Annotated in this window: 14 protein-coding genes and 1 tRNA gene; 13 read left to right on the top strand and 2 right to left on the bottom strand. The window is 51.1% G+C overall.

Annotated elements, in window-relative coordinates; genetic code table 11:
• Positions 1 to 37 precede the first annotated feature (37 nt).
• Complete coding sequence (locus GWC94_RS06140; protein ID WP_161834148.1) at positions 38 to 1,567, top strand: FAD-dependent oxidoreductase; 1,530 nt, start codon at positions 38 to 40, stop codon at positions 1,565 to 1,567.
• Between the two features lie 72 nt (positions 1,568 to 1,639).
• Positions 1,640 to 1,810 carry a hypothetical protein gene (locus GWC94_RS06135; protein ID WP_161834147.1) on the top strand — a complete coding sequence of 57 codons (171 nt, stop codon included), beginning with the start codon at positions 1,640 to 1,642 and terminating at the stop codon, positions 1,808 to 1,810.
• Here the strand turns inward: GWC94_RS06135 and GWC94_RS06130 are convergent, their stop codons facing one another.
• Positions 1,811 to 3,379 (bottom strand): carboxylesterase/lipase family protein, encoded by a 1,569-nt coding sequence (locus GWC94_RS06130; RefSeq protein WP_161834146.1) that lies wholly within the window; start codon positions 3,377 to 3,379, stop codon positions 1,811 to 1,813.
• 172 nt (positions 3,380 to 3,551) lie between these two features.
• On the opposite strand from GWC94_RS06130, the gene GWC94_RS06125 reads away from it, so the two are divergent.
• Positions 3,552 to 3,746, top strand: a complete 195-nt coding sequence (locus GWC94_RS06125; protein WP_161834145.1) for a hypothetical protein — start codon at positions 3,552 to 3,554, stop codon at positions 3,744 to 3,746.
• A gap of 145 nt (positions 3,747 to 3,891) precedes the next feature.
• Positions 3,892 to 4,305: an arsenate reductase ArsC gene (locus tag GWC94_RS06120; RefSeq protein WP_161834144.1), complete on the top strand. Its 414-nt coding sequence runs from the start codon at positions 3,892 to 3,894 to the stop codon at positions 4,303 to 4,305.
• A 438-nt stretch (positions 4,306 to 4,743) separates the two neighbouring features.
• On the opposite strand, the gene GWC94_RS06115 is transcribed toward GWC94_RS06120, so the two are convergent.
• A tRNA-Pro gene (locus tag GWC94_RS06115) sits at positions 4,744 to 4,817 on the bottom strand.
• A 354-nt stretch (positions 4,818 to 5,171) separates the two neighbouring features.
• Between GWC94_RS06115 and GWC94_RS06110 the strand changes: the two genes are divergently transcribed.
• From GWC94_RS06110 to GWC94_RS06070, 9 genes are all read left to right on the top strand, one after another.
• Positions 5,172 to 6,443 (top strand): dihydroorotase, encoded by a 1,272-nt coding sequence (locus tag GWC94_RS06110; RefSeq protein ID WP_161834143.1) that lies wholly within the window; start codon positions 5,172 to 5,174, stop codon positions 6,441 to 6,443.
• A 4-nt stretch (positions 6,444 to 6,447) separates the two neighbouring features.
• Complete coding sequence (locus tag GWC94_RS06105; RefSeq protein ID WP_161834142.1) at positions 6,448 to 6,960, top strand: DUF4199 domain-containing protein; 513 nt, start codon at positions 6,448 to 6,450, stop codon at positions 6,958 to 6,960.
• A 6-nt stretch (positions 6,961 to 6,966) separates the two neighbouring features.
• A complete protein-coding gene (locus GWC94_RS06100) occupies positions 6,967 to 7,908 on the top strand; it encodes a glycosyltransferase family 2 protein (protein ID WP_161834141.1) in 942 nt (313 codons plus the stop codon).
• Positions 7,909 to 7,971: 63 nt separating this feature from the next.
• Positions 7,972 to 9,111, top strand: coding sequence for a glycosyltransferase (locus GWC94_RS06095; protein ID WP_161834140.1), 1,140 nt, complete (start codon positions 7,972 to 7,974; stop codon positions 9,109 to 9,111).
• A gap of 62 nt (positions 9,112 to 9,173) precedes the next feature.
• Positions 9,174 to 10,199, top strand: a complete 1,026-nt coding sequence (locus GWC94_RS06090) for a GHMP family kinase ATP-binding protein (protein ID WP_161834139.1) — start codon at positions 9,174 to 9,176, stop codon at positions 10,197 to 10,199.
• Between the two features lie 27 nt (positions 10,200 to 10,226).
• Positions 10,227 to 10,802, top strand: coding sequence for a D-sedoheptulose-7-phosphate isomerase (locus GWC94_RS06085; RefSeq protein ID WP_161834138.1), 576 nt, complete (start codon positions 10,227 to 10,229; stop codon positions 10,800 to 10,802).
• The gene (locus tag GWC94_RS06080) at positions 10,802 to 11,494 is read left to right on the top strand and encodes a nucleotidyltransferase family protein (RefSeq protein WP_161834137.1); all 693 of its coding nucleotides are present in this window, start codon (positions 10,802 to 10,804) and stop codon (positions 11,492 to 11,494) included. Before GWC94_RS06085 ends, GWC94_RS06080 begins: the two co-directional genes overlap by 1 nt.
• A 158-nt stretch (positions 11,495 to 11,652) precedes the next feature.
• A complete protein-coding gene (locus GWC94_RS06075; protein ID WP_161834136.1) occupies positions 11,653 to 12,216 on the top strand; it encodes a D-glycero-alpha-D-manno-heptose-1,7-bisphosphate 7-phosphatase in 564 nt (187 codons plus the stop codon).
• A 51-nt stretch (positions 12,217 to 12,267) separates the two neighbouring features.
• Positions 12,268 to 13,191 carry a hypothetical protein gene (locus GWC94_RS06070; protein ID WP_161834135.1) on the top strand — a complete coding sequence of 308 codons (924 nt, stop codon included), beginning with the start codon at positions 12,268 to 12,270 and terminating at the stop codon, positions 13,189 to 13,191.
• Positions 13,192 to 13,219: the final 28 nt, after the last annotated feature.

Below are 13,219 nucleotides of genomic sequence, written 5' to 3'. Positions count from 1 at the left end.
GGTATATTTTTTTTACAAAGCTGGTAAAGCAGGCGGTATGATAGAAAGAGACGGCACACGCATCAGCATCTGGCAGGACGGTATTCCGCCCTACACTACCATGAACCTGCCCGAACAGACGCATTACGATGTGGCCATTATCGGCGGCGGTATCACGGGTATCGCCACCGCCTGGAAATTGCAGCAGGCCGGTAAACGATGCCTGCTTCTTGAAGCGGAAACACTGTGTTTCGGTACCACTTCCGGCACCACGGCGCACCTGAATACGCTGCTGGATACCCCGTATACCACCATCAGCAGCCATTTCAGCGAAGCAACCGCGCAGCTTGTGGCCAAAGCCACCCGGCAGGCCATCGACGATGTGCGGCATGCGGTTACCAAACTGCATATCGACTGCGGTTTTACAGACAGCGATGCATTCCTGTTCTCCGAACTGCCCGAGCAAACGCCGGGCTTCGAAGCAGTGGTGCAGGCGGCCCGCAATGCAGGACTGGCGATTGCTCCCGAAACCGGCAACCCGCTGCCAATTCCGTTTGACCGGATCGTACGTATCGGCGGCCAGGCCCGGTTTCATCCTGTACGGTATTGCTATACCCTGGCAAAAGCATTTGAGGCCATAGGCGGCGTGATCGTTCAGCATTGCCGCGTAACAGCTGTTAAAGAAGAAACCCCGGTCAGTGTCGAGACATCGAGGCTGAACGGGTTTACCGCCGACGCGGTTGTGATCGCCACGCATATTCCCACCGGTGTAAACCTCCTGCATCTTCGCTGCACGCCTTACCGGTCGTATGCGATGGCGTTGGTATTGAAAGACCCGGCACAATACCCGGCTGCGCTTGTTTACGATAGCCATGACCCGTACCGGTATTACCGAACCCAGGAAGCAGGCGGCCAGGTATTCCTGATCGCGGGGGGCGAGGACCATAAGACCGGGCATGAAGCCCATACCGACGGCTGTTTCGATCGGCTTGAGGCATATGTGCGCCGATATTTCGATGTCAGGGAAGTGGCGTACAAATGGTCTTCGCAGTATTATGAATCGGCAGACGGGTTACCCTATATCGGCCATCTTCCGGGCCATGGGTCCAACCTACTGGTGGCAACGGGTTTTGGCGGAAACGGGATGGTATACAGTCATGTATCAGCGCATTGTTTATCCGAGCTGCTGTTTGGCAGGGAGCATCCCTATCCTTTCTTCGATCCCAACCGCATCAAACCGATAGCGGGGTTCAGGAATTTCCTTCACCAGAATATCGATGTCGCCAAACAATTGCTCAGCCGTTTAATTCCGCCGGAAAAGCTGACGGTTTTATCGGAACTGGCGCATGGGGAAGCCCGTGTGCTGCGTGTAACCGATGAAACGATTGCCCTGTACAAGGACGAACACGGCGCCGTTCATGCAGTGGATCCGGTATGTACCCACCTGCATTGCGAGGTAAGCTGGAACGAGGTGGAACGGTCCTGGGACTGTCCCTGCCACGGCGCGCGTTTTTCAGTTGAGGGAAAGGTACTCAACGCGCCTGCCGACCGTAACCTGCAGCAGGTGCGGTTGGACAATGCGGGGTAACACAGAACCTGCTTAATGGAAACATAACCCGCAGAGCGGCGTGTTGTGTTCAGATAAACGTATTTTACCAACATGGAAAACGTTAACATACCCATTGTCGTGATCGTAGTGATTATTGCGCTGGCGATCGTTCTGTTTGTGACGATCCGGAATCAGAAAGACAGGAAAAAAATGAACCCCGACGCACCTGATTCGATGGAAGAAACAAAAACGGACGATATGAACGACCGCCAGCACCTATAATCATTTTTTCATGTATACCTGGTCAAGGAACAGGTAGCGTTTTCTATCCTGTTCGGCCTCCGCTTTTGTCTCGGTATCGATATTGATGAAATTCACTTTACTGCCTTTGGTAATGGCAGGCCATTCAGGCAGACCTGCCGCATTTGGATTGCCTGTTTTGATAAAATTTGCAAAATAGGCTTCCATGATCTCCGATACTTTCCGGTCTTCTTCAGTCCATTTTACCGCGGGATCGCTGGCCAGGTTACCCATGGCGTATTCTATCTCCGATGCATGCGCCGCGCCGCGGAACACACCTGGCGTTTGCGGTGCAGCCGAAGGTTTCAGTTTGGAGAACAGGTAACGATAAACGGGTTTGCCGCCTGTCTGGCTATGCATATCGGCCCATTTCCAGGTGCTGTACACGATAAAACGATCGCTGGACAAAGCGGTGGCGGAACGGATCGCTTCTTCTTTCGTGTTGCCGGGGTACAGCTGCATCACCTCTTCTGCACGAGCGCCATAGAGTTGCTTTACCGCCTTCCGGTAATTTTCAGGTGTTGGTTCATCGGCGCGCATAACAAACTGGTAGGGCACTTCTGCGGAATTCCATCCCGCCATCAGCGGCACCCTGGCCTGCTCGCCTGCCATGAATATTTCGGGTAATGATTTGGGTAACAGATAACCATCGATGGTGGCGCTCATGGCGGGTGAGCCGGGCGTAAACGCAGCAGCGGCTTCAAGTAATTTGTCGGCAGGGATCGCGCGCAACTCAGCAAGTGATTTTGCCGTCGTTTTGGCTGCGGCAAAGGCGAGACCGTTCTTCTCTCCATCCGCCAGCGGGATCGGCGCCAGTGTAGGATTGATCGCGGCGCCGCTCTCTCCTATCGCACCGGCTATGAGGCCGCGCGAAAGCGGCGAAGCCATCTGCACCGACACCGAGATCGATCCCGCAGATTCGCCGGCGATCGTTACCTTTTTCGGGTCGCCGCCAAATGCGGCAATATTTTTCTGCACCCATTGCAGGGCAGCATGCTGGTCGAGGTAACCGTAATTACTGGAGGAATGGTGTGGAGATTCTTTCGTCAGTTCCGGATGTGCAAAAAAACCGAATACCCCAAGACGATAGTTCACCGTAAGTGCAACGATGCCTTTTTTTGCCATGCTTTCCCCATCGTATCGTCCTTCAGAACCATCGCCGGCCATCAGTCCGCCGCCGTAGAAATACACCAGTACCGGCAGTTTTTCCTTTGCTGATGTTGCGGGCGTCCATACATTGAGATAAAGGCAATCCTCACTCATTCCCGCCGAGCGGAACCGCATATCTCCGAAAATGGGTTTCTGCATGGGATTGTTGCCAAAATGATCGGCTTTGCGAACGCCCTGCCAGTTTGCCACAGGCTGTGGCTCTTTCCAGCGAAGATCGCCTACCGGAGGCTGTGCAAAAGGAATGCCTTTGAAAGACCTGATACCGGATTTTTCCATACCGCCCTCGAGTAGGCCGTTGGCGATACGCACCTGTGGGTGCTGCGCGATAGCGGCGTACAACGAAAGCGACAGCGCAAACGATGCGAATAGGTGTTTTTTCATACGGGTTGTTTGGTTTCGTTAGTTTTCATTGCGTCGTTTTAACACAATGAATAACAATAATAGTTTTTTTATCCGGGATCTGCAAGACATAACCGTTATCATTTTGAACTGTTGAATTTTCTACTCATTACAGTGCTGGCACGGCTTTTCCATCTATTTGGAAAAGGATTGTATGTGGAAAAAACTCAGTGCGGCCCTGCGTTTTCCCTTCTGGCTGGGGCTGGTCATTTTTTGTTTTGTTTTCAGCGGTTGCGCGGCCGCAGGTGAAATGAGGCAGCCCGCTGTATGGCTCGGTGTGCTTGACCTGGCGGCCGCGGGTGCTATCACCGTTTATATATTCCGGGGTGGAGATCAGGAGGCTGTTTAATAGTGTATATTCGCAGAGATGGTTGCCACGGATTACAAAAGATTAACGCAGAAAGTGCTTTTGGCATGTTTGCCACTTTCCAAAAATCAAAAAAATCTGTGTCAATCTGTGTAATCCGTGGCAAATACCTTTATCCACTCCCCCAATGAAAAAAATTCTCGTTCTCTGCACCGGCAACAGTTGCCGCAGCCAGATCGCCGAAGGTTACCTGCGCCATTTTGCCGGAGACCGGGCGCATGTGTACAGCGCCGGCGTGGAAACACATGGTCTAAACCCGAGAGCGATCGCAACCATGAAGGAAGACGGGATAGATATCTCGCAACACACTTCCAACCATATCGACGAATACCGGGATATTGATTTCGATCTCGTGATCACTGTATGTGACAATGCAAAGGAACGCTGTCCTTATTTCCCGTCAAATGCACAACTGTTTCACCGCAATTTTGATGATCCTGCCAAAGCAACAGGAACAGAACAGGAGATCATGGAATCGTTTCGCAGCGTGCGCGAAGAGATCAAGGCGTTTTCAAGAGATTTTGTGAAGAAACTGTCTTAGGGATACGCTTGACTTGAACAAAAAAGGCCAGCCTTATTCAGACTGACCTTTTACGTCGGGACGACTAGATTCGAACTAGCGACCCTCCCGCCCCGGCGGGATGCGCTGCCAGCGGCACAGAATATTCAAGGTCATTGACGAAAACAAAAAAAGGCCAGCCTTAATTCAGACTGACCTTTTACGTCGGGACGACTAGATTCGAACTAGCGACCCTCCCGCCCCGGCGGGATGCGCTGCCAGCGGCACAGAATATTCAAGGTCATTGACGAAAACAAAAAAAGGCCAGCCTTAATTCAGACTGACCTTTTACGTCGGGACGACTAGATTCGAACTAGCGACCCTCCCGCCCCGGCGGGATGCGCTGCCAGCGGCACAGAATATTCAAGGTCATTGATGAAAACAAAAAAAGGCCAGCCTTATTCAGACTGACCTTTTACGTCGGGACGACTAGATTCGAACTAGCGACCCCTTGCACCCCATGCAAGTGCGCTACCGGGCTGCGCTACGTCCCGAACATTACAGGGTATTGCTATCCTGCAAATATCTTTTTATTCCTTTTTGTCAATGAACCTGCGACCCTCCCGCCTCGGCGGGATGCGCTACCGGGCTGCGCTACGTCCCGAACATTACAGGGTATTGCTATCCTGCAAATATCTTTTTATTCCTTTTTGTCAATGAACCTGCGACCCTCCCGCCTCGGCGGGATGCACCATGTCCCGAACAATCCTGGGTTTCCTGGTGGAAACTTTTGAATCTCAACCGGATGCAGACCGCTTGTTTCCTTGCGCTTTCTCCGATCGGGGCTGCAAATATAGGAGGGAAAAGAAAAAATCAGGCTATATTGCAGAAAATTTTAGCGGCCCTCAATGAAGATTCTTGTACGGCAGGCGACCATCGCCGATCCAGCATCAGCATCTAACGGACAGGTTCAGGATATTTTAATCATTGACAACACCATTACCAGGATCGCTCCTCGGATAGAGGAAACGGCCGATCATACCATTGCCGCCAAGGGGCTTATGGTATCGCCCGGCTGGGTTGATGTATTTGCCGATTTTGCCGATCCGGGTTATGAATTCAGGGAAACCATTGCCTCGGGCGCAGCTGCGGCGGCGGCGGGTGGTTTTACCCGCGTATTCGTCATACCGAACACCAGCCCGGTTGTAGAAAACAAAACACAGGTTGAATACATCGTTAACCAGTCGGCTTCATTGCCGGTTACGGTGCACCCGCTGGGTGCGGTGACCAAGGCTGCCGAAGGCAAGGAACTGGCGGAAATGTTCGATATGCGCAACAGCGGCGCCATTGCCTTTTCGGACGGGATCTCGCCGGTACAATCACCCGGACTGCTGCTGAAAGCCTTACAGTACACAAAAGCGTTCGAGGGGGTATTGATACAGGTTCCGGTAGACAAAAGCATCGGCGCCGGCGGACTGATCAACGAAGGAATCGTTTCTACCCGTCTGGGGCTTCCGGGCATACCCGGTATCGGGGAAGAGATCAGCCTCAGGAGAGATATCGACCTTTTACGGTATACACAATCCAGGCTGCATATCACGGGTGTTTCACTTGCAGCCAGTGCGGAACTGGTACGGGCGGCGAAAAAAGAAGGACTGCAGGTCACCTGCAGTGTCACCCCCTACCACCTTTTCTTCTGCGATGAAGACCTGGCGGAGTATGATACCAACCTCAAGGTAAGCCCGCCCCTGAGAAGCCGGGCCGATATGCTGGCCCTGCGCAAAGCCGTGGTGGATGGTACGGTGGATTGCATTGCCTCGCATCATTTTCCGTACGACTGGGATCACAAGCACTGCGAATTTGAATATGCCAAAAACGGAATGGGCGGACTGGAAACGGTCTTTGCCGCCGTGAACCATGTGCTGCCGGAGCTGTCTGCGGAAGCGATGGTAAAGCTGTTCTCGCTCAACGCACGCGCTATTTTCGGCCTGCCGGATGCAGTCATTGCCGAAGGGGCACCCGCAGAACTGAGTTTTTTCAGCCGGAAAGGAACTACCTTGTTACAGCAACAGCAATCGCGGAGTAAATCGTCAAATTCCGCTTTCTTTGGAAAAGAATTGAATGGCACAGTGGCGGGCATCGTACACAAAGGGCATTTGATTGTAAACCAAACTATATAAGCTCATGGAACAGAAAATTACGCCTGTATGGATGAAAGCGGTGATCATCGCTTTGATCTCGATCATTTTTGGTCTGATCATGTTTTTCACCGGTCAGATGCAGAACAAGGCCCTGGCCTGGATTGGCTACCTGATCTTTTTTGGCGGTATCATCTGGTCAGATATCCAGTATGCCAAGCAGAAGAACGCCAATGTTACTTTTGGTAACGTATTTGCACACGGCTTTAAAGTGGCGGCAGGCTGCGCGGCCATCATGGCGGTATATACCATCATCGCCTTTAAATTCATCTATCCCGAAATGATCGATATCAGTCTCGACGAGGCACGCAAGAATATGGAGCAGGGCGGCAAGATGACGGAAGAACAGATCACGCAGGCGCTTGATATGACACGCAGGTTCTTTATTCCTTTCGCCATTGCAGCCATCCTGATCGGTTCCGCACTGATGGGATGTATCGCCTCACTGATCGGCGCGGCAGTAGCAAAGAAAAACCCTAACCCCTTACAAGAGCAGTAAACTGATATGGATCTTTCGATCGTAGTACCGCTGATCAACGAAGAAGAGTCTTTACCCGAGCTGTGTAGCTGGATCGAATCCGTGGTTACACAACACGGGTATTCTTACGAAGTGATCATGGTAGACGATGGCAGCACCGATGACAGCTGGGAATTTATTGAACGCAAAGGCCGGGAGAACCCGCATTTTAAGGGTATTAAATTCCAGCGCAACTATGGCAAATCCGCAGCGCTGAACGAGGGATTCAAAGCCGCTCAGGGTGATGTGGTGATTACCATGGATGCGGATATGCAGGACTCTCCCGATGAGGTGCCCGAACTGCGCCGCATGATCGTGGAAGAAGGGTACGATATGGTAAGCGGCTGGAAACAGAAGCGCTACGATAATGCACTCACGAAAAACATTCCGTCCAAACTGTTCAATGCTGTTGCCAGAAGAAGTTCGGGCATTCGGCTGCATGATTTTAACTGCGGATTGAAATCCTACCGCAAAAAACTGGTGAAGAGTATTGAAGTGTATGGCGAAATGCACCGTTATATCCCTATTCTCGCCAAATGGAGCGGGTTCAGGAAGATCGGCGAAAAAGTGGTGGAACACCGTCCCCGCAAATACGGTGTAACCAAATTCGGCTGGTCGCGCTTCATCAACGGTTTCCTTGACCTGGCAACGATTATGTTCCTGGGAAAATTCGGCAAACGTCCCATGCAGTTCTTCGGCTTACTGGGTACTTTGTTTTTCCTGATCGGTCTTGGGTCCTGGCTGTACCTGGTGATCGCCAAATTCATCAGCATAGAATTCAGTCTTACCAACCGCCCCAGTTTCTATATCGCACTCACCACGATGATCATCGGTATGCAGCTATTCCTCACCGGTTTTGTTGCCGAACTGGTAACCAGGAGTTCTCCGGAAAGAAATTTCTACCATATCGAAAAGAAATCCGGACTTTAACAGGCAATATCCAACATTGAAAATTCAAAAAGAGAACCGGGGTTTGCATTCCGGCTTCCCGCCATGGCAAAAAAAGTAGTGATCATAGGCCCCGCCTGGCCGCTGCGCGGCGGACTGGCTTCTTTTGACGAGCGGCTGGCAAAACAGTTTGCAGCAGAAGGGTATGAAACGGTTATCTACACATTTTCGCTCCAGTACCCCGGGTTCCTGTTCCCGGGAACAACACAGTATTCCACCGAACCGGCGCCGGCGGGTATCCACATAAAGGTCTGCATCAATTCGATAAACCCGTTTAACTGGTTCAAAACCGGGAATGAACTGCGAGAACTTCGTCCGGACCTGGTGGTGATCAGGTACTGGCTGCCCCTGATGGGTCCTTGCCTGGGAACGATCCTGCGACGCATCAGAAAGAACCGGTTCAGCCGGCTGATCTGCATTGCAGATAACGTGATACCGCATGAAAAACGACCGGGAGACACCGTCTTCACACGCTATTTTGTACAGCCTGTACACGCATTTGTGACCATGAGTGAAAAAGTAAGGAAAGACCTTGCCTTATTCACAGACAAACCCGTAAAACAGGTGGTGCATCCTCTGTACGATAATTTCGGGGAAGCGGTGGACAAACAGGTGGCCAGGCAGCAATTGGGACTTCCGGCAGAAGAGCGCATCGTCCTGTTCTTTGGTTTTATCCGAAAATACAAAGGTCTTGACCTGCTGCTCACAGCCATGCAGGATCCCGCCATCAGGCAGGCAGGTATTAAGCTGCTGGTGGCGGGAGAGTTTTATGAAGACAGAAAAGAGTATGATGAGCTGATCAGCCGGCTGGGCATTGCGCCGCAACTGATTCTGCGGACAGATTTTATTGCAGACAGCGAAGTCAGGTATTACCTCAGCGCTGCAGATTTTGTGATACAACCCTACCGGAATGCCACCCAGAGCGGCGTTACCCCCCTCGCCTATCATTTTGAAAAACCCATGCTGGTAACCAATGTGGGTGGACTGCCCGACCTGGTGCCCGACAAAAAAGTGGGCATCGTTACCGAACCCGAACCGGCCGCCATTGCAGACGGAATCCTTCGGCTTTACGAATTAGGCGAACAACGGTTTTTGCCGCATCTTCGCGAAGAAAAAAAGAAATACAGCTGGTCGGTGCTTTCGGATACCATCCGCGAACTGGCGGGCGAACCCAACAGGCAGTAGCCCGTTTCTGCGAAGAAAACCGTCAACCGTATTTTCTTTTCGGCGCCAACACAACACCTATTATGATCTATAGAAGCAAAGCACCTTTACGGATAGGCCTTGCAGGAGGCGGAACAGATGTGAGTCCTTACAGCGATGAATTCGGCGGGGCGATACTGAACGCCACCTTATCACTGCATGCACATGCTTCTATCGAGCTCACAGATAACGGGAAGCTCAGCTTTTGTTCCATCGACAAACAGGAGATACAGGAATACGATATCGCAGAACAGGTGCCGATAGACGGCAAACTGGATCTGCTGAAAGGCGTATATAACCGCATCAGCAAAGACCACGCGCTGACAACCCGCGGATTCAGGCTTTCGACCTTTGTAGATGCCCCGGCGGGGAGCGGGCTCGGTACTTCATCCACGCTCTGCGTGGCCATCATCGGCGCATTTGCAGAAATGCTGAAATTGCCGCTGGGTGATTACGATACGGCGCACTATGCATACGACATAGAGCGCAACGACCTGAAACTGGCCGGCGGCAGGCAGGACCAGTACGCGGCAACTTTCGGCGGCTTCAATTTTATGGAGTTTTATGCAGACGATAAAGTGATCGTTAACCCGCTGCGGATACGCCAGGAATACCTGAACGAGCTGGAGAATAACATGGTACTCTATTTTACCGCCACCACCCGCGAATCGGCCGCTATCATTACAGAACAGCAGAAAAACGTACGAGAAAACAATACCCGCAGCATTGAAGCCATGCACCAGCTGAAGGAACAGGCAAGAATGATGAAAGAGGCGCTGCTGGTGGGAAAACTCGACAGGATCGGCGAAATACTCGACTTCGGATTCCGTCAGAAAAAGAACATGGCGCACAATATTTCCAACGCGCAGATCGACGCAATCTACGATGCGGCCATGGCGTCAGGCGCTACAGGCGGTAAGATCAGCGGTGCCGGCGGCGGTGGTTTTATGACGTTTTATTGTCCCGGCAATACCCGCTACCAAGTGATCAGCACGCTTTGTTCTTTTGGCGGCTGGGTAAGTCCCTTCCAGTTCACGCAGCACGGATTAACCACATGGACCGTTCAATAATTTATCTTTGCTTTCCAAACACAGCATATGAATCCAAAAATAAAAGAGAACATCAGTGCATCCATACAGGTAAAACAGCAGTTGCTGGCCGATACCGCCATGCTGGAGAAGATCGAGACCGTGATAGGCATCGTGACGACAGCTTTTCGCAACGGGAAGAAAGTGTTGTTCTGCGGCAACGGCGGCAGTGCGGCAGACGCGCAGCACCTGGCAGCGGAATTTTCAGGCAGGTTTTATAAAGACAGGAAAGCGCTGCCCTCGGAAGCGCTGCATTGCAACACCTCCTATCTCACCGCCGTGGCCAACGATTACAGTTATGATGTGATCTATGCCAGGATCGTGGAAGGCACCTGCCAGGAGGGCGATGTACTGATCGGGCTAAGCACTTCCGGTAATTCTAAAAATATCCTGCAGGCTTTTGACACCGCAAAAAAAATGGGGGTGATCACTGTCGGGCTCACCGGCGCCACCGGCGGTAAAATGAAAGACAACAGCGACTATCTCTTCAACGTACCTTCTTCCGATACCCCAAGAATACAGGAGAGCCATATCCTGATCGGCCATATTCTTTGCGAATTCGTGGAAGCCAACCTGTTTGGCTGATGCGGGTAACCGAAGCCATCATACTCGCCGGCGGACTGGGTACGCGGCTGCGTTCAGCGGTTCCTGATCTGCCAAAATGCATGGCACCCGTACAGGGCCGACCTTTTATTGCCTTTGTGATCGATCATTTGCGACAGCAGGGTATCAGTCAGTTCATTTTTTCACTGGGTTACCGGTCAGAGGCATTTACAGATTTTTTAGCGGGCTATCTTCCGGAGAACAGCTACCGGCTGGTGATCGAAACAGAACCGCTGGGCACAGGTGGAGCCATACGGTATGCATGCGGTTTTGCAAAAGAAGAACAGGTAATGGCATTAAATGGCGACAGCATCTTCAAAATTTCCATACAGGAACAGATAGATTTTCATTTGGACAGGAATGCCGACTGCACGCTTGCACTGAAACCCATGAGGCATTTTGACCGATATGGTTCCGTATTACTGAATCCGGATAACCGTATCGCGTCATTCGAAGAAAAGCGTTTTATCGAAAGCGGTTTTATCAATGGCGGCGTGTATGTATTGAACCGCAGTTCTTTTCTTGCAGAATCATTACCCGAAAAGTTCTCTTTCGAGACCGACTATCTCCAGGCCCTGCACGGGCAAAGAAATATGTACGGTCTTCCCCAGGATGCCTATTTTATTGATATCGGCATTCCGGAAGATTATGAGAGGGCGCAGCTGGAGTTATGAGCTGGTTAAAAAGGTTAAAGGGTAAACCGAATTGTTTAATTGTTAAATGGCTGTACGGCTAATTGCTATTTGGCTAAGAGTTGAACAATTGAGCAATTAAACTTTACAACCATTCCTTTTGATTTTTTACTTTTGATTTTTGAATTTTGACTTCCGCTATGCTCGATCTCGCAACTATCAACTCATCCTGGACACTTTTTTTAGACCGCGACGGCGTATTGAACCACGACAAGGACAACGATTATATCCGCAGCTGGGAGGAGTTCCGTTTTTACGACACCACGCTGGAGGCGGTAACCATGCTTACCGGCATTTTTAGCCGGATCCTGATCGTAACCAACCAGAAAGGCGTTGGCCGCGGGCTGATGAGTCTGGAAGACCTTACGGGTATCCATACGAATATGACGGCAGAGATCGTTGCCGCAAACGGAAGGATCGACCGCATTTATTTCTGTTCGGATCTCTCAGATGATTCGCCCAACCGGAAACCCAATCCCGGCATGGCACACCAGGCCAAACTGGATTTTCCGGACATCGATTTTTCAAAAAGCATTATCGTGGGAAACCGTACCAGCGATATGGCATTTGGCCGGAACGCAGGCATGCATACGGTGTTTGTGGCAACCACACATCCCAATACACCCTATCCCGATCCGCTGATCGATCTCCGCTTTAACAGTTTATATGAATTTGCAGCGGCCTGCAGGATAACAAAATCTTAAAAAAACGCCGGGGCTATGCAGTTTCGGTTGCATGAAAGATATTTGTGCAGCATGAAATACCTGTTAACACTGTTATTAGCGATCTCTCTGCTACGGGGCAATACACAGACACCCGCCGGCAGTATGCAGCTGATGGAAGCGCATATGCGCGGTTATGCGGCCGATATCCTCAACGCCGACGACGAGATCGGCCGTTTCCGCGCCGACAGTTTTTTTACACGCGCACTGGTACAGGCGCTGAAAACACCCCGCTCCTTTTATTACGCATTTGATTCGCTGCAGAATGTATCGATACTGTATGCGCCCGACAGCAGCTTCCGCATTATTACCTGGCAGGTGATGAAAGATTTTACCTATTACCGGCAAAAAGGCGCTATCCAGTACAATACAAAAGACGGGACTTTAAAGCTGAGTCCTCTGTTCGATTATTCTGCTTTTACAGAGAGTCCGGTGGATTCGGTAAGGGACAATGAACACTGGATCGGCGCGGTGTATTACAGGATCATTGAAAAGACTTTCAACAACCGGAAATACTATACCCTGCTGGGCTACGATGAAAACGACGCACGCAGTACGAAGAAATGGATCGAGGTGCTGACATTTGACACGAATGGGAAACCGCAGTTCGGCGGCAGGTATTTTACCTATGCCGTTGATGATACCAAACCTCCGCAGCCCGCCTACCGTTTCTGCCTCGAATTCAAAAAAGAAGCCAATGCCACTTTGAACTATGATCCGGAAATGGACATGATCGTGTTCGCGCACCTGACCAGCGAATCGGCGGATCCGAAAAACAAGAACACGCTGGTTCCTTTCGGGAGTTTTGAAGGTTTTCGGTGGACCAGTGGCAAATGGGTGCATGTGCCTGTTATCAGGGAAATGGATCCGCGTCCGGGAATCAATCCCCAGCAGATACCCACTCCCAAGGAAAACCCGGAATTACTGCAGATAAAGAAGAAAACAAAAGGAAGCTGAGCAGAATAATTTGGAATTGAACGGAGCA

This window comes from Sediminibacterium soli, assembly GCF_009939225.1.
Classification (GTDB): domain Bacteria; phylum Bacteroidota; class Bacteroidia; order Chitinophagales; family Chitinophagaceae; genus Sediminibacterium; species Sediminibacterium soli.
This window is presented reverse-complemented; position numbering and strand designations above follow the sequence as displayed.

What these genes read in the sequence shown, in the direction of transcription:
- GWC94_RS06140 (WP_161834148.1), top strand. Translation starts at nt 38, where the DNA reads ATGATAGAAAGAGACGGCACACGCATCAGCATCTGGCAGGACGGTATT.
- GWC94_RS06105 (WP_161834142.1), top strand. Translation starts at nt 6,448, where the DNA reads ATGGAACAGAAAATTACGCCTGTATGGATGAAAGCGGTGATCATCGCT.
- GWC94_RS06110 (WP_161834143.1), top strand. Translation starts at nt 5,172, where the DNA reads ATGAAGATTCTTGTACGGCAGGCGACCATCGCCGATCCAGCATCAGCA.
- GWC94_RS06075 (WP_161834136.1), top strand. Translation starts at nt 11,653, where the DNA reads ATGCTCGATCTCGCAACTATCAACTCATCCTGGACACTTTTTTTAGAC.
- GWC94_RS06090 (WP_161834139.1), top strand. Translation starts at nt 9,174, where the DNA reads ATGATCTATAGAAGCAAAGCACCTTTACGGATAGGCCTTGCAGGAGGC.
- GWC94_RS06095 (WP_161834140.1), top strand. Translation starts at nt 7,972, where the DNA reads ATGGCAAAAAAAGTAGTGATCATAGGCCCCGCCTGGCCGCTGCGCGGC.
- GWC94_RS06125 (WP_161834145.1), top strand. Translation starts at nt 3,552, where the DNA reads ATGTGGAAAAAACTCAGTGCGGCCCTGCGTTTTCCCTTCTGGCTGGGG.
- GWC94_RS06080 (WP_161834137.1), top strand. Translation starts at nt 10,802, where the DNA reads ATGCGGGTAACCGAAGCCATCATACTCGCCGGCGGACTGGGTACGCGG.
- GWC94_RS06100 (WP_161834141.1), top strand. Translation starts at nt 6,967, where the DNA reads ATGGATCTTTCGATCGTAGTACCGCTGATCAACGAAGAAGAGTCTTTA.
- GWC94_RS06130 (WP_161834146.1), bottom strand. Translation starts at nt 3,379, where the DNA reads ATGAAAAAACACCTATTCGCATCGTTTGCGCTGTCGCTTTCGTTGTAC.
- GWC94_RS06085 (WP_161834138.1), top strand. Translation starts at nt 10,227, where the DNA reads ATGAATCCAAAAATAAAAGAGAACATCAGTGCATCCATACAGGTAAAA.
- GWC94_RS06070 (WP_161834135.1), top strand. Translation starts at nt 12,268, where the DNA reads ATGAAATACCTGTTAACACTGTTATTAGCGATCTCTCTGCTACGGGGC.
- GWC94_RS06120 (WP_161834144.1), top strand. Translation starts at nt 3,892, where the DNA reads ATGAAAAAAATTCTCGTTCTCTGCACCGGCAACAGTTGCCGCAGCCAG.
- GWC94_RS06135 (WP_161834147.1), top strand. Translation starts at nt 1,640, where the DNA reads ATGGAAAACGTTAACATACCCATTGTCGTGATCGTAGTGATTATTGCG.